At 58.0% G+C, this 18,960-nt stretch carries 15 protein-coding genes, 6 tRNA genes and 1 other RNA gene; 16 read left to right on the top strand and 6 right to left on the bottom strand.

The window, feature by feature from the left end:
* The first annotated feature begins 65 nt into the window (after positions 1–65).
* Both F3J36_RS10085 and F3J36_RS10080 read left to right on the top strand, forming a co-directional pair.
* Positions 66–1,757 (top strand): sensor histidine kinase, encoded by a 1,692-nt coding sequence (locus F3J36_RS10085; RefSeq protein WP_058781787.1) that lies wholly within the window; start codon positions 66–68, stop codon positions 1,755–1,757.
* The gene (locus F3J36_RS10080; protein WP_021508252.1) at positions 1,754–2,482 is read left to right on the top strand and encodes a LytTR family DNA-binding domain-containing protein; all 729 of its coding nucleotides are present in this window, start codon (positions 1,754–1,756) and stop codon (positions 2,480–2,482) included. Before F3J36_RS10085 ends, F3J36_RS10080 begins: the two co-directional genes overlap by 4 nt.
* Positions 2,483–2,517: 35 nt before the next feature.
* Here the strand turns inward: F3J36_RS10080 and glk are convergent, their stop codons facing one another.
* Together glk and F3J36_RS10070 are read right to left on the bottom strand one after the other, a co-directional pair.
* On the bottom strand, positions 2,518–3,483 hold the full coding sequence (glk, locus tag F3J36_RS10075) for a glucokinase (protein WP_058781785.1): 966 nt from the start codon (positions 3,481–3,483) through the stop codon (positions 2,518–2,520).
* Between the two features lie 154 nt (positions 3,484–3,637).
* Positions 3,638–5,299: an alpha-keto acid decarboxylase family protein gene (locus F3J36_RS10070; protein ID WP_166719606.1), complete on the bottom strand. Its 1,662-nt coding sequence runs from the start codon at positions 5,297–5,299 to the stop codon at positions 3,638–3,640.
* Positions 5,300–5,512: 213 nt separating this feature from the next.
* Here F3J36_RS10070 and mgrA point away from each other — a divergent pair, with 213 nt between their 5' ends.
* Together mgrA and F3J36_RS10060 are read left to right on the top strand one after the other, a co-directional pair.
* Positions 5,513–6,502, top strand: a complete 990-nt coding sequence (gene mgrA / locus F3J36_RS10065; RefSeq protein WP_021508249.1) for an L-glyceraldehyde 3-phosphate reductase — start codon at positions 5,513–5,515, stop codon at positions 6,500–6,502.
* Positions 6,503–6,659: 157 nt separating this feature from the next.
* Complete coding sequence (locus F3J36_RS10060; RefSeq protein ID WP_058758363.1) at positions 6,660–7,013, top strand: DUF2502 domain-containing protein; 354 nt, start codon at positions 6,660–6,662, stop codon at positions 7,011–7,013.
* 50 nt (positions 7,014–7,063) lie between these two features.
* On the opposite strand, the gene F3J36_RS10055 is transcribed toward F3J36_RS10060, so the two are convergent.
* Positions 7,064–8,305, bottom strand: coding sequence for an Nramp family divalent metal transporter (locus tag F3J36_RS10055; RefSeq protein WP_021508247.1), 1,242 nt, complete (start codon positions 8,303–8,305; stop codon positions 7,064–7,066).
* A gap of 370 nt (positions 8,306–8,675) precedes the next feature.
* On the opposite strand from F3J36_RS10055, the gene F3J36_RS10050 reads away from it, so the two are divergent.
* From F3J36_RS10050 to F3J36_RS10030, 5 genes are all read left to right on the top strand, one after another.
* Positions 8,676–9,866, top strand: a complete 1,191-nt coding sequence (locus tag F3J36_RS10050; RefSeq protein ID WP_031279840.1) for a NupC/NupG family nucleoside CNT transporter — start codon at positions 8,676–8,678, stop codon at positions 9,864–9,866.
* A gap of 192 nt (positions 9,867–10,058) precedes the next feature.
* On the top strand, positions 10,059–11,147 hold the full coding sequence (locus F3J36_RS10045) for an LLM class flavin-dependent oxidoreductase (protein ID WP_166719605.1): 1,089 nt from the start codon (positions 10,059–10,061) through the stop codon (positions 11,145–11,147).
* Positions 11,147–12,130 (top strand): ABC transporter substrate-binding protein, encoded by a 984-nt coding sequence (locus F3J36_RS10040; RefSeq protein WP_021508244.1) that lies wholly within the window; start codon positions 11,147–11,149, stop codon positions 12,128–12,130. Before F3J36_RS10045 ends, F3J36_RS10040 begins: the two co-directional genes overlap by 1 nt.
* Positions 12,127–12,717 (top strand): cysteine dioxygenase, encoded by a 591-nt coding sequence (locus F3J36_RS10035; RefSeq protein WP_166719604.1) that lies wholly within the window; start codon positions 12,127–12,129, stop codon positions 12,715–12,717. The genes F3J36_RS10040 and F3J36_RS10035 overlap by 4 nt, the downstream gene beginning before the upstream one ends.
* Complete coding sequence (locus F3J36_RS10030) at positions 12,710–14,326, top strand: rhodanese homology domain-containing protein (protein WP_166719603.1); 1,617 nt, start codon at positions 12,710–12,712, stop codon at positions 14,324–14,326. The genes F3J36_RS10035 and F3J36_RS10030 overlap by 8 nt, the downstream gene beginning before the upstream one ends.
* Positions 14,327–14,451: 125 nt before the next feature.
* On the opposite strand, the gene F3J36_RS10025 is transcribed toward F3J36_RS10030, so the two are convergent.
* Both F3J36_RS10025 and F3J36_RS10020 read right to left on the bottom strand, forming a co-directional pair.
* Positions 14,452–14,527 (bottom strand) — tRNA-Ala (locus tag F3J36_RS10025).
* Positions 14,528–14,571: 44 nt separating this feature from the next.
* Positions 14,572–14,647: transfer RNA gene (locus F3J36_RS10020), tRNA-Ala, on the bottom strand.
* A gap of 361 nt (positions 14,648–15,008) precedes the next feature.
* Between F3J36_RS10020 and F3J36_RS10015 the strand changes: the two genes are divergently transcribed.
* Together F3J36_RS10015 and F3J36_RS10010 are read left to right on the top strand one after the other, a co-directional pair.
* Positions 15,009–15,797, top strand: a complete 789-nt coding sequence (locus F3J36_RS10015; RefSeq protein WP_021508241.1) for a formate/nitrite transporter family protein — start codon at positions 15,009–15,011, stop codon at positions 15,795–15,797.
* Between the two features lie 111 nt (positions 15,798–15,908).
* Positions 15,909–16,262: a YfeC-like transcriptional regulator gene (locus tag F3J36_RS10010; RefSeq protein WP_058758359.1), complete on the top strand. Its 354-nt coding sequence runs from the start codon at positions 15,909–15,911 to the stop codon at positions 16,260–16,262.
* Positions 16,263–16,345: 83 nt separating this feature from the next.
* Here F3J36_RS10010 and gltX read toward each other — a convergent pair whose 3' ends face one another.
* Complete coding sequence (gene gltX, locus F3J36_RS10005; protein ID WP_058758358.1) at positions 16,346–17,767, bottom strand: glutamate--tRNA ligase; 1,422 nt, start codon at positions 17,765–17,767, stop codon at positions 16,346–16,348.
* Between the two features lie 273 nt (positions 17,768–18,040).
* On the opposite strand from gltX, the gene F3J36_RS10000 reads away from it, so the two are divergent.
* From F3J36_RS10000 to F3J36_RS09980, 5 genes are all read left to right on the top strand, one after another.
* Positions 18,041–18,116: transfer RNA gene (locus tag F3J36_RS10000), tRNA-Val, on the top strand.
* A gap of 41 nt (positions 18,117–18,157) precedes the next feature.
* Positions 18,158–18,233, top strand: a tRNA-Val gene (locus F3J36_RS09995).
* Between the two features lie 41 nt (positions 18,234–18,274).
* Positions 18,275–18,350, top strand: a tRNA-Val gene (locus F3J36_RS09990).
* A gap of 4 nt (positions 18,351–18,354) precedes the next feature.
* Positions 18,355–18,430: transfer RNA gene (locus tag F3J36_RS09985), tRNA-Lys, on the top strand.
* A 44-nt stretch (positions 18,431–18,474) separates the two neighbouring features.
* A non-coding RNA gene (locus F3J36_RS09980) (RtT sRNA) lies at positions 18,475–18,611 on the top strand.
* Positions 18,612–18,960 lie beyond the last annotated feature (349 nt).

Here is an 18,960-nt window from a genome sequence, read left to right as displayed (position 1 = left end):
TCACATTTTTTATCATGTCCGCAACCTTGCCTGCTCCGGAGAACACCGTGCCTTCCCATTTCGACATGCTGCTGGCGGTGTTTGACCGCGCCGCGCTGATGCTGATCTGCCTGTTCTTCCTGACCCGCACCCGCGTATTTCGTCAGCTACTGCAAAAAGATGAGCACTCAATCGGCGAAAAAGCCGTGGTGACCGCCATCTTCTCGCTGTTTGCGCTGTTCAGCACCTGGTCCGGCATCAACGTTGACGGCTCATTGCTTAACGTCCGGGTGATTGCGGTCATGGCGGGCGGCATTCTGTTCGGGCCGTGGGTCGGCATTGCAACCGGCGTGATTGCCGGCGTGCACCGCTTCCTGATTGATATCGACGGCATCACCTCGGTGCCCTGTCTGATTACCAGCATCGTCGCCGGTATCGCCGCCGGCGCCATCAACCGCTTCGTCAGCAAAGAGCAGCGCTGGCGCGCCGGCATCCTCGGCGGCATGCTGTGTGAAAGCCTGACCATGCTGCTGATCGTGCTGTGGGCGAAACCGATGTCACTCGGTTTAACCATCGTGTCGGAAATTGCGCTGCCGATGATTCTCGGCGCGTCGAGCATTGGTTTGATTGTGCTGCTGGTGCAGAGCGTCGAAGGGGAAAAGGAGGCGATTGCCGCGCGTCAGGCCAAGCTGGCGCTGGAGATTGCCAACAAAACCCTGCCGCTGTTTCGTCAGGTTAATAGCGACTCGCTGCGCAAAGTGTGCGCCATCATTCGCAGCGACATCCATGCCGATGCGGTGGCCATTACTAACACCAAACAGATTCTGGCTTACGTCGGCTACGGCGAGCAGAACTACCACAACGGCGACGACGGCATCAGTCCGACCACCGCGCAGGCGATCGCCAGCGGTAAAATAATCATTAAGAATAACGATGAGGCACACCGCACCAAAGACATTCACTCAATGCTGGTGATTCCCCTTTGGGAAAAAGGGGAAGTGACCGGCACGCTGAAAATCTACTATCGCCGCGCCCATCGTATTACCGGTTCACTGAAAGAGATGGCGGTCGGACTGTCGCAAATCATCTCAACGCAGCTGGAAGTCTCGCGTGCCGAGCAGTTACGCGAGATGGCCAATAAAGCAGAACTGCGCGCGCTGCAAAGCAAAATCAACCCGCACTTCCTGTTTAACGCGCTGAATGCCATCTCCTCATCGATTCGCCTGAATCCGGACACGGCGCGCCAGCTGGTGATTAATCTTTCACGCTACCTGCGTTACAACCTGGAACTCAACGACGATGAACCCATCGACATCAAAAAAGAGCTGTGGCAGGTGAAAGATTACATCGCCATTGAACAGGCGCGGTTTGGTGACAAGCTGTCGATGATTTACGACATCGATGAGGATCTGCACTTTTCGCTGCCCAGCCTGCTGATCCAGCCGCTGGTGGAGAATGCCATTGTGCACGGTATTCAGCCCTGTCGCGGCAAAGGCGTGGTCACGCTGAGCGTGAAAGATCTGGGCGATCGCGTGCGCGTGGCGGTGCGCGATACCGGTGCCGGCATCAGCGAAGAGGTGGTCAGCCGGGTGGCGCGCAACGAAATGCCGGGCAACAAAATTGGCCTGCTGAATGTGCATCACCGGGTGAAACTGCTGTCCGGCCACGGCTTAACCATCACCCGTCATCAGCCCGGTACGGAAATCGCCTTTACCCTCAGCAAAAGTGGTCAGCGGCTGTCCGGCCCGCTCACCCCGTTAGCGGAAACCTCAGCGTGAAAGCCATTATTGTCGAAGACGAATTCCTGGCGCAGCAGGAGCTAAGCTGGATGATCCAGCAGCATAGCCAGATCAGCATCGAAGCCTGCTTTGATGATGGGCTGGAAGTGCTGAAGTATCTGCAGACTCATCGGGTGGACGTAATTTTTCTCGATATCAACATCCCGTCGCTGGACGGCATGTTGCTGGCGCAGAACATCAACCAGTTTATCCATAAGCCGCTGATTGTGTTTATCACCGCGTGGAAAGAGCACGCGGTCGAGGCCTTCGAACTGCAGGCGTTTGACTACATCCTCAAGCCGTATCACGAGTCGCGCATCATCACCATGCTGAACAAGCTGGAGGCCAGCGCACAACAGCAGCAGGCGCAGCAGCACAATCCAGCAGCAAGCGCGCCGCAAACGGTGAATTTAGTCAAAGATGAGCGCATTATCGTGACCGATATCAACGATATCTATTACGTTGAAGCACATGAGAAGCTGACGTTTGTCTACACGCGGCGCGAAGCCTATGTGATGTCGATGGCGATCAGCGAGTTTTGCAGCCGTTTGCCTGAGTCGATGTTCTTTCGCTGCCACCGTTCCTACTGCGTGAATCTGAGCAAGATTGGCGAGATCGAACCGTGGTTTAACAACACCTATCTGGTGAAGCTGCGCGATATGGATGCGCAGGTGCCGGTGAGTCGCAGCAAGGTGAAGGCGTTTCGCCAGCTGATGCATCTTTGAAGGCGAACGGCACGGGAAGCCGTTCGCCCGTCAGATTACAGCACGCGCCCCAGCGCCTGGCGCAGATGGGCACCGGCGCCAAGCAGGCCCGGCTGGTCGTGAGTAATCATGTAGACCGGGATATCAACGAGGTAATCGCGGAAGCGGCCTTTGTCTTCAAACGCCGCGCGGAAGCCGGACGCTTTAAAGAACTCGAGGAAGCGCGGCACGATGCCACCGGCAATGTAGACGCCGCCAAAGGTGCCGAGGTTCAGTGCCAGGTTGCCGCCAAACCGTCCCATGATGACGCAGAACAGCGTCAGCGCGCGGCGGCAGTCAATGCAGCTGTCCTGCAGTGCCCGCTCGGTGACATCTTTAGGCTTGAGGTTTTCCGGCTCGCGCTGATCGGATTTCACAATCGCGCGATACAGGTTAACCAGCCCGGAACCCGACAGCACGCGCTCGGCAGAAACGTGACCCAGTTCGGCGCGCAGCACTTCGAGAATTGCATCCTCTTCTTCACTGTTTGGCGCGAAGTCAACGTGACCGCCCTCACCCGGCAGGCTGACCCAGCGCTTATCAACGTGCACCAGATGGCTGACGCCGAGCCCGGTGCCGGCACCGTAAATGGCAATCGGTTTATCCTGCACCGGCGATTTGCCGCCGAACTGCAGGACGTCCTGCGCCGTCAGCATCGGAATCGCCATAGAAACCGCGGTGAAATCATTAATGATTTCCAGCGTAGTAAAGCCCAGACTTTCCTTCATCTGACGCGTTGAGAAGGCCCAGTCATGGTTGGTCATCTCCACCCAGTCGCCGGTGATCGGACAGGCAATGGCGATGCAGCCGTCGGTAATGTCCTGTTTTTGCTCATCCAGATAGTGACGGATAACTGCTTCAAGGTTGTCGTAGTCTGATGTTGAGAATGTTTTGGCCTGGGAGATGGCGCCGGTCTCCACCTCACACAAGGCGAGACGAGCGTTAGTGCCGCCCACATCGCCGACCAGGGCGTATTTTGTCATTCTTCTGCTGCTCCGCTTGGGTCATAAACAAGTGCAGGACACTATAAAAGCCTGCCAATAAAACAACAACGCTCACCTTGCACGATGAGCGTTGGTCATTCAGTGCGACGCACAGCCTGACTGTCGCCAGCCCAACTGTACAGAGGCAACTGTCCTAAACTTTGTGGCTATTTCGCTGGTGCAGCGCCGCCGTGACGGTGCGCAGCAGCGGCGGCAAATCCTGTTTCTCCATCACCACTTCAATCAGTGACAGGCAACGCGCCTGGCAGAGCAGCGCCATCACGGCGTCGAGCTGCGCCGTTTCACTGATGCGCCAGCTCTGAGCCGCACAATTCAGGCTCATCGCCTGCGGCAGCGCGGTCCAGTTCCACTGCGCGATGTCGTTGTAGCGCTGTTCCGCTCCATGGATCGCGCGTTCGACAGTGTATCCCTCATTATTCAGCAGAAAAATGATCGGGCTTAAGCCGTCGCGCTGGATCGATCCCAGTTCCTGAATGGTCAGCTGCGCCGATCCATCGCCGATGATCAGAATGACGCGGCGGTCGGGCTGCGCCGTCTGGGCACCAAAGGTGGCGGGTAAAGTATAGCCAATAGAACCCCATAAAGGTTGTACCAGTAGCTGCGCATCATGCGGTAAACGTAGCGCGGCAGCGCCAAACGCCGCCGTGCCCTGATCGGCAAGGATAATATCACCGGGCTGCAGGAAACGCTGCATCGCCTGCCAGAAAGCCTGCTGACTGATTACGGCGGCAGCAGCCGGCGGTGCATCGTCCGGCATGTCGGCCACGCCCGTAGCCCAGTGTGCGCAGTGGCGCTGATAAACCGGCAGCAGCGCGGCCAGCGCCTGCGCCATGCTCAGCGGTGCGAAGGTTTCTCCGGCGACGCTGGCATGAAACGGCTGCAGATCAATCACCCGCTGCGCCGACAGCTGCTGGGTAAACCCGGCGGTCAGAGTGTCGGTAAAACGCACGCCGACGCACAGGGTGACATCGGTGTCTTCAATTGCCGCGCGCACGGTTTCGCGGCTGCCGCTGGCGGCGTAGGTGCCGACGAAGCCCGGTTGCTGCTCATCCAGCACGCCCTTGCCCATCAGTAGCGTGGCAGCCGGAATGGCGCGCAGCGCACGCAGCTCAGCCAGCGGTGCCTGCAGCTGCCAGCGGGCAGCGAGAAAATCGGCCAGCAGCGCCACGCGCTGCGCCGGTGCCAGCAGGCGTTCCGCCGCTGCGGCAAACGCCTGCGCCACGTCGCGGTTTTCAGCCGGTGCCGGGCTGGCGCTGGCGGACGGCAGCGTTACCGTGGCGGCGGCGACATCCACCGCCAGCAGCAGATAGCCCGGACGGTGCTGCTGCAGCGCGCCAGCGATGACCCGATCAATTTCAGCCACGGCGTTGTCGGCGCTCAGCACCGCGCTGGCGGCACTGACTTCCTGGGCCATGCGCAGAAAATGGCCGAAATCGCCGTCGCCGAGCGAATGATGCACGCAGTCGCCCTGCTGCTGGGCGTGGCTGGCAGGAGCGCCGACGATGTGAATCACCGGCACATATTCGGCGTAGCTGCCGGCGATGCCGTTAATCGCACTGAGTTCACCGACGCCAAAGGTGGTCAGCAGCGCGGCCGCGCCGTTGCAGCGACCGTAACCATCGGCCGCATAGGCGGCATTCAGTTCATTAGCGCAGCCGACCCAGGTAATACCGGGATGGTCAATGACGCTGTCGAGAAATTGCAGGTTGTAGTCGCCGGGTACGCCGAACAGATGGCGGATACCCGCCTGGTGCAAACGATGCAGTAAATAGTCGCCAACGTTAAGAGTGTTCATCGACCGCTCCTGTGAGGGGGAATGATCAGGAGTATTAGCGATGTGGCTGAACTGGCGAGATTTTCACCATCATCGCGCTGTCATGCATGGCAAGCATTCGTTACGACGACAGAAAATTCTGTAAGTTGCGATCTTTGCCGCGTTACGGCGCAGTGTAAACGCATACACTGCTATGCTGATGCCACTTTCTCCCACCTGAGACAGGAACGCTGCATGAGTACTTTTCCCCACGCCGAACGTTATCACCAGATGCAGTATCGCCGCAGCGGCCGCAGCGGCCTGAAGCTGCCGGCGATTTCGCTGGGTCTATGGCACAACTTTGGCGACAGCACGCGCGTCGACAACAGCCGCGCGCTGCTGCGTCACGCGTTCGATCGCGGTATAACCCATTTTGATCTGGCCAATAACTACGGGCCGCCGCCCGGTTCTGCGGAGAGCAACTTTGGCCGCATTCTGCGCGAAGATTTTCACGGCCTGCGCGACGAGCTGGTGATCTCCACCAAAGCGGGTTACACCATGTGGGACGGTCCGTACGGCGACTGGGGCTCACGCAAATACCTGATTTCCAGCCTCGATCAAAGCCTGAAGCGGATGGGGCTGGAGTACGTGGATATCTTTTATCACCATCGTCCGGATCCGGAAACGCCGCTGGAAGAGACCATGCGCGCGCTCGATCAGGTGGTGCGTCAGGGTAAAGCGCTGTACGCGGCGATTTCGAACTACCCGGCGGATAAAGCCGCCGCCGCTATCGCCATGCTGCGCGATCTCGGCACCCCCTGCCTGATCCACCAGCCGCGCTATTCGATGTTCGAACGCACGCCGGAACAGGGTCTGCTGGATGTGCTGGGTGACAATGGCGTCGGTTGTATTGCTTTCTCGCCGCTGGCCGGTGGCGTGCTGACCGACCGCTATCTGCAGGGCATTCCGCAGGATTCGCGCATCGCCAGCGGCAGCAAGTTCCTCAACGAAAACCAGCTAACGCCAGAGAAGATGGCGAAGGTACAGCAGCTGCAGGCGCTGGCACAGCAGCGCGGTCAAAAGCTGGCGCAAATGGCGCTGCGCTGGGTGCTGCGCGACACGCGCGTCACGTCGGTGCTGATTGGCGCCAGTAAAACCGCGCAGATTGATGATGCCGTCGACATGCTGAGCCAGCCTGAATTAACCGCGGACGAGATTGCCGCCATTGAGCAAATTCTGGTGTAACCGTTTACCCGCCCGGACTTTTCCGGGCGCTGTCCTTAGCAGAAAACGCTGCGCAACCTTTCGCTGACACTTTTTCAGACTAAATCTCAAGGCGTGTCTGGTCCGATATGGCACACTAGCGCCACGGTAGCCTCGATGCTATCGATGAGGAGAAAGTATGAAACGTGCAATTTTGTTTGCCGCTTTGCTGGCAACGTTATCCCCTCTGGCGCTGCACACAGCTGAAGCCAGTAGCGCTACCATCAATCTGGCCCCTGGCGTCACGTTGCATCTCGGCGATCGCGATCGTCGCGGCTACTACTGGGACGGCGGTCGCTGGCGTGAACCGCGCTGGTGGCACGATCGCTATCAGTACAACGATCATCGCTGGTGGCGTCACGAAGAGTGGAAACGCCATCGAGCCTGGGAGCGTGAACGTGAGCGCCGCTGGCACGAGCGCGAACGTCGCGAACACTGGCGTCACGATCACCGACACGATCGGCATGACCGCCACGACCATCATCACCATTAAAAAAAATCCCGGCGCAGACGCAGCCGGGATTTTTTTATTCAGTCATTTGTTTACCAGCCGAGCGCTTCGCCCACCAGCAAATAGATATTCAGCGCCACCACCAGCACCACAATCAGACGACCGGCATTTTGCATCAGGCGTGAGTTCACCAGTTCATCGCCCATGATGTCACGGTTACCGGTGAACGACAGCAGCGGAATCAGCGCCAGCGCAATACCGAAGCTCAGCAGCACCTGGCTCATCACCAGAATGCGCGTCGGATCCCAGCCCGCCCAGATAACAATAAAGGACGGCAGCATGGTAATGGTACGACGGAACCACAGCGGAATGTGGAAGCGGATAAAGCCCTGCATCACCACCTGGCCGGCCAGCGTGCCCACCACGGTAGAAGAGAGGCCGGCCGCTACCAGACTCAGCCCGAACACAATCGCCGCCGCGTGACCCAGCAGCGGTTGCAGCGTCAGATAGGCCTGGTCGAGATCGACAATGCTGGTGTGACCGCTAAAGTGAAACGCGGCCGCTGCGGTGGCCATCATCGCCAGGTTAACGAAACCGGCAATGGTCATGGCGATCGCCACGTCGAGCTTGGTGGAGGAGTAGCGCTCCGCCTTGCTGCCTTTATTACCGTACTGCGTCAGCGCCGAGTGCAGATAAATGACGTGCGGCATAATGGTCGCGCCCAGCACGCCAGCCGCGAGGAATACCGCGTCCGAAGTGGGCAGGCTCGGCAGCGCCATGCCCACCACCAGATCGCTGACGCGCGGCTGCGAGAAGAACAGCTCAACGATATAAGCGGCGGCGACAAACAGCAGCAGCCCGCCAATCACCAGCTCCAGCGGCTTCTGTCCACGGTTCTGCAGCATCAGGATCAGGAACGTGGCGATACCGGTTAACACCGCGCCCTGCAGCAGCGAGATGCCGAGCAGCAGCTTAAAGCCGAGCGCAGCCCCGATGAATTCCGCCAGATCGGTGGCCATGGCGATAATCTCCGCCTGTACCCAGTAGAACCACACCGCCGGGCGCGGGAAGCGATCGCGAATATGCTCGGCGAGGTTTTTACCGGTGGCAATGCCCAGCTTGGCGGACATCAGCTGGATCAGCATCGCCATGATGTTGGCCCACACCACCACCCACAGCAGTTTGTAGCCGTACGCGGCCCCCGCCTGGATGTTGGTGGCAAAGTTGCCGGGATCGATATAACCAATGGCCGCGATGAAGGCCGGTCCCAGCAGCGCGAGCTTGATCTTTCTGGCTCCGCGAGCGGCGCGCTCGGCGGTGCGACTTTCTGACATAGTTTTGACCCTGTCCTAACGCTTGTCTGACCCATCAAGCTTACGGGGCATTCAAGGCAAGTGAAATTTGGTTATAGTTATCGCATTGATAGATGGTGCTATAAAGTATAGCCATTGCTATACCACAAGGTAAAGTTAGCGCTTGCTAAAAATTATGCAACAGGTTTCACTCTACTCCCGGGTTAAATTATAGACAATCTCTTTGTGGATATTTCTTGTGATCGATTTGTAAACAGGTTGTGAGCGGTGAGACTAATCTGAGAAATAAAGCGATACCGAATACTTATATTGTGGTTTTGATCTCGTTTTTAAGTAACGCGTTACATAGAATACGCAGCAAAATACAACCCTCCTCAAATTTGGAGCCGATATGTCCCATATTTTGCACTTCCTTTTAGCATTGGTGGTGGTAGCCGTGCTGGCGTTACTCGTCAGTCACGATCGTAAGAGTATCCGGATTCGCTATATCGTTCAGCTGCTGGTGATTGAAGTGCTGCTGGCGTGGTTCTTCCTTAACTCCGAAGCAGGCCTTGGTTTTGTTAAAGGTTTCGCCGGGCTGTTTGATCATCTGCTCAAATATGCAGCAGAAGGCACCAATTTCGTGTTCGGTAACATGAACGAGAAAGGGCTGGCCTTCTTCTTCCTCAATGTTTTGTGCCCTATCGTCTTCATCTCGGCCCTGATCGGTATTTTGCAGCATTTCCGCATCCTGCCGTGGGTGATTCGCGCTATCGGTACCGTGCTGTCGAAGATCAATGGCATGGGCAAACTGGAATCCTTTAACGCCGTCAGCTCTCTGATTCTGGGACAGTCAGAAAACTTTATCGCCTATAAGGATATCCTCGGCAAAATGTCACAGCGCCGCATGTACACCATGGCAGCTACCGCGATGTCGACAGTGTCGATGTCGATTGTGGGTGCCTACATGACGATGCTGCAGCCAAAGTACGTAGTGGCCGCACTGGTGCTCAACATGTTCAGTACCTTTATCGTGCTGTCGCTGATTAACCCGTACCGCGTGGACAGCGAAGAAGACCTGCAACTGCAGGATCTGCATAAAGGTCAGAGCTTCTTTGAGATGCTGGGTGAATACATCCTGGCCGGTTTCAAGGTGGCGATTATCGTTGCGGCGATGCTGATTGGTTTTATCGCGCTGATCTCCGGCCTCAACGCGCTGTTTGATACCATCTTCGGCATCAGCTTCCAGGGCGTGCTGGGCTATGTGTTCTATCCGTTTGCCTGGGTAATGGGCGTGCCATCCAGCGAAGCGCTGCAGGTGGGCAGCATCATGGCGACCAAGCTGGTTTCTAACGAATTCGTTGCAATGATGGACCTGCAGAAAATCGCCGGTCAGCTGTCGCCGCATGCGGAAGGCATTCTGTCGGTGTTCCTGGTCTCCTTCGCCAACTTTTCCTCCATCGGCATTGTCGCAGGCGCGATCAAAGGTCTGCATGAAGAGCAGGGTAACGTGGTATCACGTTTCGGCCTGAAACTGCTGTACGGCTCGACGCTGGTGAGCGTGCTTTCCGCCGCCATCGCCGGTCTGGTGCTGGGCTTCTGATCTACAGGGCGGGCTGCGGCTCGCCCTTCTCTTCTTTTATATACCTAAGCGTTATATCCCGCGCCAGTCAGCCTGCCGCCGCGTCACGCCCTGCTTCACCGTTTCCCGCAAACCCTTTGCACAATATCGAATTTCCGTTGTTGCCGTCTGCGCCCGTAGCTTTTCTTTCTGACCTCACCTCAGGAGAATCGCATGAGCATTCAGTTCCTTGGCATGATTGGCCACCGGCTTGCCTCAGAAATCATTCCCGCATCCGGCACGTTGTTCGATAAAGATTACATCGCCCGCTTTGCCCGCGCCCATGAAGCGGCCGGTTTCGACCGCATCCTTGTCGGCTACTGGTCCGATCAACCCGATGGTTTTCTGGTCACCGCTCACGCAGCGGCGCATACCCAGAAGATTAAATTCCTGCTGGCGCACCGTCCGGGGTTTGTCGCGCCCACGCTGGCGGCCCGCAAGCTGGCTTCGCTCGACCATCTCACCGACGGCCGACTGGCCGTGCACATTATCAGCGGCGGCAGCGACAGCGAACAGCGCCGCGACGGTGATTTTCTCAGCAAGGCTGAACGCTATGCGCGCACCGACGAATTTCTCAGCGTGCTGAAACAGAGCCTTGAGTCGCCACAGCCTTACGACCATCAGGGCCGGTTTTACCAGGCTGAGCGGGCTTTCTCTGCCATCAAACCGCTGCAACATAAGCTGCCGATCTATTTCGGCGGATCGTCACCGGAGGCGATTGACGTGGCGGCGCGGCATGCTGATGTCTTCGCGCTGTGGGGCGAACCGTTAAAAGGCGCGGCTGAAACGGTACGTAACGTGCGTGCGGCGGCGGCGGCGCAGGGGCGCCAGATTGCGTTTAACATCTCCTTCCGGCCTATTCTGGGTAACACCGAAAAAGAAGCCTGGGAGCGCGCCGAACATATCCGCGCCACCGCAGAGAAGCAGCTGGCGGAGACCGGCTATACCTTTGGTTTGCCGAAGCCGCAGAGTGTCGGTGCGCAGCGTCTGCTGGCGGCGGCGCATGAGAGCGAACGCCACGACAAAGTGTTGTGGACCGGCGTGGCAAAACTGGTGCAGGGCGGCTACAACTCCACCGCGCTGGTCGGCACGCCGGATCAGGTTTCTGAGGCGCTGCTGGATTACTATCGCCTCGGCATTCATAGCGTGCTGATTCGCGGATTTGACCCGCTGAATGACGCGGTGGAATACGGCCGTGAACTGCTGCCGCTGACGCGTGAAAAAGTGGCTGCGCTCAGCGCAACTGAAAAAAGGAGCGCCTGATGCGTCTCGCCGCTCTGTTTGCCGGTGTTGCGCTGGCCCTCGCGTCACTCCAGCCGCTACTGGCGGCCGATAAAGTCACGCTGCGCCTCGGCGATGTGAAAGGCGATCGTTTTGCCGCCCTGAAAGCCTCGGGCGAACTGAACAATCTGCCTTACGATCTTAAGCTCACCGCCTTTGACTCCGGCGCGCCGGTGCAGGAAGCGCTCAATGCCGGGGCGCTCGACGTTGGCTTCACCGGCGATTTGCCGTTTCTGTTTGTCTATGCGGCAGGCGCGCCGGTGAAAGCCGTGGGTGCCTGGCAGAATAACCCGGACAGCATCGCCCTGCTGACCCGCCCCGACGCCGGCATTCACCGGCTGCAGGATTTAAAAGGTAAGCAGATCGCGGTCAACCGCGGCGGCTGGGGACACTATCTGCTGCTTGGCCTGCTGGAGCGCGCTGGCCTGACGCCGCAGGATGTCACGCTGCGCTTCCTTGGACCGGTGGATGGCCGCGCGGCGCTGACGTCCGGTGCGGTTGCGGCCTGGGCGCCGTGGGAGCCCTATATCGCCACCTCGACCGCCATCGACGGCACGGTGCGCGTACCGGACGGCGGCGGTAAAGGCATTATGTCTGGTTACTCCTACGCACTGGCCCGTAATGAAGCGTTGCAGGACGCCGGCAAGCGGGAAGCGATTGCTGATCTGCTGGCGCGACTGGCGAAGGCGCAAATCTGGGCGCAACACCATCCGCAGGAATTCGCCGGCGTGCTGAGCCAAACCCTGAATATGCCCCCCGCCATTACCCGCAGCTGGATTGACGATGCGCGCATCCGCCCGCTGGTGTTTGATACGCACCTGATTGCCACGCTGCAGAAATCCGCCGACTTTTTCCATCGTTATCAGGTGTTGCCAAAGCAGGTCGATGTCAGCCAGGCGTTTGACTTCAGCCTGTCCGCCGCCGCTAACCGCATCGCCCAGCACGCGCCGGGAGACAAATCATGAGTGATTATCAGCACCATCGCCTGCGCACCTTCGTCGCCCGGCTGGCCACCCTGCTCGACAGCCAGCCGGATGAAGCGACCATTTTGCGGCAGGGCAGCGGCTGGCTGGCCGAACTGATTCGCCACGATGACTGGCTGGATGAGGCGTTTACCCAGCCCCATCCGCAGCACTATCAGCAATATCTGCTGTATGCCGATGCGCAGCAGCGCTTTTCCGTGGTGAGTTTTGTCTGGGGGCCGGGTCAGCAGACGCCGATTCACGATCACCGCGTCTGGGGCCTGATTGGCATGCTGCGCGGCGCCGAGATTTCACAATCGTGGCAGCCGGGCCCGCACGGTTTACAGGCGGAAGGTGCGCCGGTGCGGCTTGAACCCGGCAGCGTGGAGGCGGTGTCGCCGACGGTCGGTGATATCCATTGCGTCAGCAACGCCTTTGACGATCGCGTCTCTGTCAGTATCCACGTATATGGCGCGAATATCGGCGCGGTTGAGCGCGCGGTCTACAGCGCCGACGGCCACGAAAAACGCTTCATTTCCGGTTACAGCAACCGTTATCTACCTAACATTTGGGACCTTTCACATGACTAGACCGGTTTTCCCGTTTCGCCAGGCGGCGGAACTGCTGACAGCGCTGCGTCAGCAACAGGAAGTGGCGATCATTGACGTGCGCGATGAGGCGCTGTTTGCCACCGGGCACCCGCTGTTTGCCGTCAACATTCCGCTGTCAAAGCTGGAGCTGGAGCTGCTGGACCGCATTCCTCAACGTCACACCGCCATTACGCTGTATGACAACGGCGAAGGCCTGGCGCAGACCGCCGCTGAACGTCTCGCCGCACTGGGTTATCAACAGGTCACGCTACTGGCCGATGATTTAGCCGGCTGGCAGGCGGCTGGCGGCGAGCTGTTTATCGATGTTAATTCACCCAGCAAAGCGTTTGGCGAACTGGTGGAACATCATGCCCGCACGCCTTCGCTCTCCGCCGATGAGGTACAGGCGCTGATTAGCGATGATGCCGACGTGGTGGTGCTGGATGCGCGGCGCTTCGATGAATATCACACCATGAGCATTCCGGGCGCCACCAGCGTACCGGGCGGCGAACTGGTGCTGCGCGTACGCGATATAGCCCCCTCACCGCACACCACGGTGATTGTGAATTGCGCCGGACGCACGCGCAGCATTATTGGCACGCAGTCGCTGGTCAATGCCGGTATTCGTAATCCGGTATTCGCGCTGCGCAACGGCACCATTGGCTGGACGCTGGCCGGTCATGCGCTGGAGCATGGGCAGAGCCGCCGCTATGGCAACGCCAGCGAAACCGCGCAACGTCAGGCCGCGAGCCAGGCCCGCGCCATTGCCGATCGCGCCGGCGTGACGCGCATTCCTCTGGCGACGCTGACGCGCTGGCAGCAGGAAGCACGCACCACCTACCTGTTTGACGTGCGTGATGCCGAAGAGTACGCCGCCGGTCATCTGCCGGGCAGCCGCCACGTGGCGGGCGGCCAGCTGGTACAGGAGACCGATCATTACGCCAGCGTGCGTGGTGCGCGTATTGTGCTGGTGGATGATGACGGTGTCCGCGCCAATATGACTGGCTCCTGGCTGGCGCAGCTTGGCTGGCAGGTGGCGGTGCTTGACGCATTGCAGGCCAGCGATTTCAGCGCTGTCGGCAGCTGGCAGCCGCAGGTCGCGCCGGTTGCTGCGCCGGAATCGATCTCCCCCGCGCAGCTGGCCGAGTGGCTGGCGGCTGGCGACACGCAGGTGCTGGATTTCACCACGCTCGCCAATTACCGCAACAGCCATATTCCCGGTGCGGCCTGGCTGCTGCGTTCCACCCTGCAGCAGCAGGGCAAGGCACTACTGCCCGATGCTGGCCGCTATGTGCTGACCTGCGGCAGCAGTCTGCTGGCCAGCTATGCCGTGGAGCAAATTGTCACGCTGACCGGCAAACCGGTGCGGGTGCTGGCGGGAGGCAATGCAGCCTGGCGTGCCGCCGGTCTGCCCACCGAACAGGGCGAGCAGCGCCTGCTCTCGCCGCCCATCGATCGTTATCGCCGCCCGTACGAAGGCACCGATATTGAACCGGACGTGATGCAGGCCTATCTCGACTGGGAATATGGTCTGGTGGCGCAACTGGATCGCGACGGTACCCACGGTTTTCGTGTGCTGCAGCTGCAGCCACAGGCCGTGACGGTTTAACACGGAAAGGCGCTGCAGGTCAGCGCCATTGCGCGCAGCCAGTCGGCGAATACAACGTCACACTGCGCAAACGGGCAGTATTATTATCGGGTTTTGAATACGTTTGTTCTGAACGAACAGAGAATTGGTGGAGATAAGCGGGATCGAACCGCTGACCTCTTGCATGCCATGCAAGCGCTCTCCCAGCTGAGCTATACCCCCACATCTGGAATTCGTTTTTTCAGTGCAAACCGTTGGGAGCGGTTTGGTGGAGCTAAGCGGGATCGAACCGCTGACCTCTTGCATGCCATGCAAGCGCTCTCCCAGCTGAGCTATAGCCCCGTACCGAAAAAACCGCCGAGTTACCTCGACGGACGGCATAATATGAGACCGCTGTTTGAGTGTCAACGGCAAATTCTCGTTCTGCGTGCGATCGCTGAAAAAGGCGGCAACCCTGTGTCGCCGTGGCTTTTTTTTCAGCGCAGCGCGTACTCATCATCCCTGCCCTCAGCCGTTATCTCAACGCCGCCTCAACGGTGCGCCACGCCGAGGTTAACTTTAGGTTAAAGATGTTAGCGTCAGGCTTGTTTTCGTTAATGGTGCGTGTAAAACTTAGCGCGCTAATTAACCGGTTAGCCGTCCAGGGTATTCACTCGCTAACCGGCCAGCACGTCCTCCTTGTTTAATAAAAGAAAAGTGAACTATGTCGCTGCATACACCTAAAGAGATCGCGCAACTGGCGATTCAGGCCGGCGTGGCTAAAAGCCGTCTGCCGGTTTCCACCTTATTAATTCTTGGCTTTATGGCTGGCGCGTTTATCGCCACCGGCTTCCTGCTCGATCTGCACGTTATTAACCAGCTGCCTGCTGAATGGGGCTCGTTTGCCGGCTTCCTCGGTGCGGCGGTATTCCCGGTCGGACTGATTCTGACCGTGCTGGCGGGTGGCGAGTTGCTGACCGGCAACATGATGACGCTGCCCATTGCCTGGTTCGCGCGCCGCATTAGCGGTTTCAGCGTGCTGCGTAACTGGTTTTGGGTCACCATCGCCAATTTTATTGGCAGCGTTGCGGTAGCATGGTTCTTCGGCCATCTGCTCGGCATGACCGAAGGCGACTATCTGAAGAAAACCGTGGCGATCGCGCATGCCAAAGTGAACGCCGATTTCATGCACGCGTTCATCTCTGGCATCGGCTGCAACTGGCTGGTGTGTCTGGCGGTGTGGCTGGCCTTCGCCAGTAAAGATATGGTCGGCAAAATCTTCGGCATGTGGTTCCCGGTGATGGCCTTCGTGGCAATCGGTTTCCAGCACGTGGTGGCCAACATGTTTATCGTGCCTGCCGCAATTTTTGCCGGTCAGATGAGCTGGGCAGAATTTGCACCTAACGTGGTTGCGGTATTTTTAGGCAATGGTGTGGGCGGTGCGATCTTTGTCGGCCTCACCTATTTCCTCGCCTTCCGTCCGGCACAGGCGGCGGTCAGCGAAGCGCAGTAAACCGATTTTGCCTTTTGTCGCACAGCAAAAGGCATTTTCTGCCTTGATTACTTTTCCCCGTAACGTTTTGTTGTAATATGTAGAGCTAATGTATTTAACAGGGACAGCATCGTGAAAAAGGAATGGCTCACTCCCGAAGAGCTCGCGCTGGAAACGGGCTACAGTCGGCAGACGGTGAATAAATGGATCAAGCGTGAAAACTGGACGACCACGCCCAAGCCCGGTGTACAGGGCGGTAAGGCGCGATTAATCCACATTGATGAGCGTGTCAAAAGCTTCATTCAGTCCACCCGCCATGCAAACGAACCGGCGGCGAATTACGGCGCTCAGCAAAATACGTTACCTGCGTTATTAATAAATTCTGTCCAGCAAATGACGGCCACCGAACAGGAACAACTGGCGGCGCTGTTATTGCGGGAAGGGATCAGGGGCGTATTACAGCGGTTAGGAATCCAGGAAGAATAGAAAAGCCGGAAGCAGTGAGATGCTTCCGGCTTTTTTGTTGCCTGCCTTATCACAGCAGCCTGACAGGCCGCTGTTCAGCTCAATCAGGCCTGTGCTTCACGCTCCGCGATGAACGCCAGCGCTTTTTCGATACGCGCCACGCTGCGGCTGCGGCCGATGGCTTCCACCGTCACGTCGAGTCCAGGCGACTGGCCGGCACCGGTTACGGCAACGCGCAGCGGCATACCGACTTTGCCCATGCCGAGCTCAAGTTGATCCGCAGCAGCCTGAATGGCGTGATGCACGTTTTCCGCATTCCAGTCGCTGTCGCTGATGGCTGCCAGCTTGTCGCGTACCACTTCCAGCGGCTGACGCGCCACCGGACGCAGATGCTTTTTCGCTGCATCCGCATCAAACGCGTCAAACTCTTCATAGAAGTAGCGGCAGGACGCGGCGATTTCGACCAGCGTTTTGCAGCGCTCACCCAGCAGCGTCACCAGCTTCGCCAGCTCCGGTCCGGTGCGGGTATCGATATTCTGCTGCTCGATGTGCCACTGCAGCTGGGTCGCGACATATTCCGGCGGCAGCGTATTAATGTAGTGATGGTTGAGCCACTGCAGTTTCTCGGTGTTGAAGGCGCTGGCCGATTTGCTCACCGCATCGAGGGTGAACAGTTCAGTCATTTCCGCCACGCTGAAAATCTCCTGATCGCCATGTGACCAGCCGAGGCGCACCAGATAATTAAGCAGCGCTTCCGGCAGGTAGCCGTCGTCGCGATACTGCATGACGCCCACCGCGCCGTGACGCTTGGACAGCTTTTTACCGTCATCGCCGAGGATCATGGATACGTGCGCGTAAGTTGGCACTTCCGCACCAATCGCTTTCAGGATGTTGATCTGACGCGGCGTGTTGTTGATATGGTCTTCACCACGAATAACGTGCGTGATGCCCATATCCCAGTCGTCGACCACCACACAGAAATTGTAGGTCGGTGAACCGTCGGTACGGCGGATGATCAGATCATCCAGTTCCTGGTTGCTGAATTCGATCGGACCACGAATCTGATCGTCAAAAATCACCGAACCGTCCTGCGGGTTGCGGAAGCGCACCACGCACGGTTCATCGGCAGCATGATGTTCATGGCTGTCGCGGCAGCGGCCGTCATAACGGGGCTTCTCGCCTTTTTCCATCTGCTCTTCACGCAGCGCGTCCAGACGCTCTTTCGAGCAATAGCATTTATAAGCAGTACCGGCTTCCAGCATTTCGTCGATAACGTCGTTATAACGGTCGAAACGTTTGGTCTGGTAGTACGGGCCCTCATCCCAGTCGAGATTCAGCCAGTTCATCCCATCCATAATGGCTTCGATCGCTTCCGGCGTGGAGCGCTCCAGGTCGGTATCTTCGATACGCAGGACGAATTCGCCCTGGTTATGGCGAGCATAAAGCCATGAGTAAAGCGCAGTACGCGCACCACCGACGTGCAGGTAGCCCGTCGGGCTGGGTGCGAAGCGAGTTTTGATTTTCATTCAGCATTGCCTTAAATGCGCAGGTTTCGTTGTCTGGATGACAAAAAAACGGGTTAACGCGGAAAAACAGTGCGCATATTCTAGCAGGTGAGGCTGATTCCTCAATCACTGTCACACTGGCGGCGCGGGCAGAAGTGCGTTTTTCTGCTAATAAAACCAGCACATTGGCTAAAAGCGCTGCATGATGTCTAAATTTAAAGCGAACGCACATTTATGTTTTAAAAAGCGTTGACTCACTTCGAAGGATCCCTATAATGCGACTCCACACAGCGGGGGTGATTAGCTCAGTTGGTAGAGCATCTCCCTTACAAGGAGGGGGTCGGCGGTTCGAGCCCGTCATCACCCACCACTCTCAATGAGATGGCCCGCAGTGAACAAGAGATAAGATATGGGTGATTAGCTCAGTTGGTAGAGCATCTCCCTTACAAGGAGGGGGTCGGCGGTTCGAGCCCGTCATCACCCACCATATCTTAGTCAGATGACACTCTTGTTAAGCAGTACCGAAGTGGGTGATTAGCTCAGTTGGTAGAGCATCTCCCTTACAAGGAGGGGGTCGGCGGTTCGAGCCCGTCATCACCCACCACTTCGGGTCGTTAGCTCAGTTGGTAGAGCAGTTGACTTTTAATCAATTGGTCGCAGGTTCGAATCCTGCACGACCCACCAAATTCAGAAAAGAGCGCCCTTTGGGCGCTTTTTTCGTTTCTGTGTGCCGATGCTGAACGTGCAGGATGAGAACCTGCTGCAGGTTCGACTGAATCGCCGGGAGCGATTCAGGCTGATGCGCCAGCATCACCCGCAGGGCGAGGCCCCGGATGGGCCGAGGCATATCCTGCACGACCCACCAAATTCAGGAAAAAGCGCCCTCAGGGCGCTTTTTTCGTTTCTTCACATCCTAGCCCCGGGCTGCCAGTTAAGCTGTAACTGCATTCAACCAAGGTTGCAAGTTTGGTAGCGGCGCAATTTATTGCGCGATGAATCGCGCCGCTACGAATAGTGTGCGACTTGCGGTTGCCATATCTGACCGCTCTTACGTTCTCAGGGCGCTTTTTTCGTTTCTTCACGTTCCCCCAGGCTGCCAGTTAAGCTGAAACTGCATTCAACCACGGTTGCACGTTTGGTAGCGGCGCAATTTATTGCGCGATGAATCGCGCCGCTACGAATAGTGTGCGACTTGCGGTTGCCTTATCTGACCG

The organism is Pantoea sp. Cy-640, assembly GCF_011752635.1.
Taxonomy (GTDB): Bacteria; Pseudomonadota; Gammaproteobacteria; order Enterobacterales; family Enterobacteriaceae; genus Pantoea; species Pantoea dispersa.
Note: the sequence above shows the minus strand (reverse complement) of the source record. Positions and strands in the feature narration are given on the sequence as shown.

Bases quoted from the DNA above. Each gene is read 5' to 3' on its own strand.
- F3J36_RS10055 (WP_021508247.1), bottom strand. From the start codon at position 8,305: ATGTCAGAAAGTCGCACCGCCGAGCGCGCCGCTCGCGGAGCCAGAAAG.
- F3J36_RS10085 (WP_058781787.1), top strand. From the start codon at position 66: ATGCTGCTGGCGGTGTTTGACCGCGCCGCGCTGATGCTGATCTGCCTG.
- F3J36_RS10015 (WP_021508241.1), top strand. From the start codon at position 15,009: ATGTCGCTGCATACACCTAAAGAGATCGCGCAACTGGCGATTCAGGCC.
- F3J36_RS10050 (WP_031279840.1), top strand. From the start codon at position 8,676: ATGTCCCATATTTTGCACTTCCTTTTAGCATTGGTGGTGGTAGCCGTG.
- glk (WP_058781785.1), bottom strand. From the start codon at position 3,483: ATGACAAAATACGCCCTGGTCGGCGATGTGGGCGGCACTAACGCTCGT.
- mgrA (WP_021508249.1), top strand. From the start codon at position 5,513: ATGAGTACTTTTCCCCACGCCGAACGTTATCACCAGATGCAGTATCGC.
- gltX (WP_058758358.1), bottom strand. From the start codon at position 17,767: ATGAAAATCAAAACTCGCTTCGCACCCAGCCCGACGGGCTACCTGCAC.
- F3J36_RS10070 (WP_166719606.1), bottom strand. From the start codon at position 5,299: ATGAACACTCTTAACGTTGGCGACTATTTACTGCATCGTTTGCACCAG.
- F3J36_RS10040 (WP_021508244.1), top strand. From the start codon at position 11,147: ATGCGTCTCGCCGCTCTGTTTGCCGGTGTTGCGCTGGCCCTCGCGTCA.
- F3J36_RS10035 (WP_166719604.1), top strand. From the start codon at position 12,127: ATGAGTGATTATCAGCACCATCGCCTGCGCACCTTCGTCGCCCGGCTG.
- F3J36_RS10060 (WP_058758363.1), top strand. From the start codon at position 6,660: ATGAAACGTGCAATTTTGTTTGCCGCTTTGCTGGCAACGTTATCCCCT.
- F3J36_RS10030 (WP_166719603.1), top strand. From the start codon at position 12,710: ATGACTAGACCGGTTTTCCCGTTTCGCCAGGCGGCGGAACTGCTGACA.
- F3J36_RS10045 (WP_166719605.1), top strand. From the start codon at position 10,059: ATGAGCATTCAGTTCCTTGGCATGATTGGCCACCGGCTTGCCTCAGAA.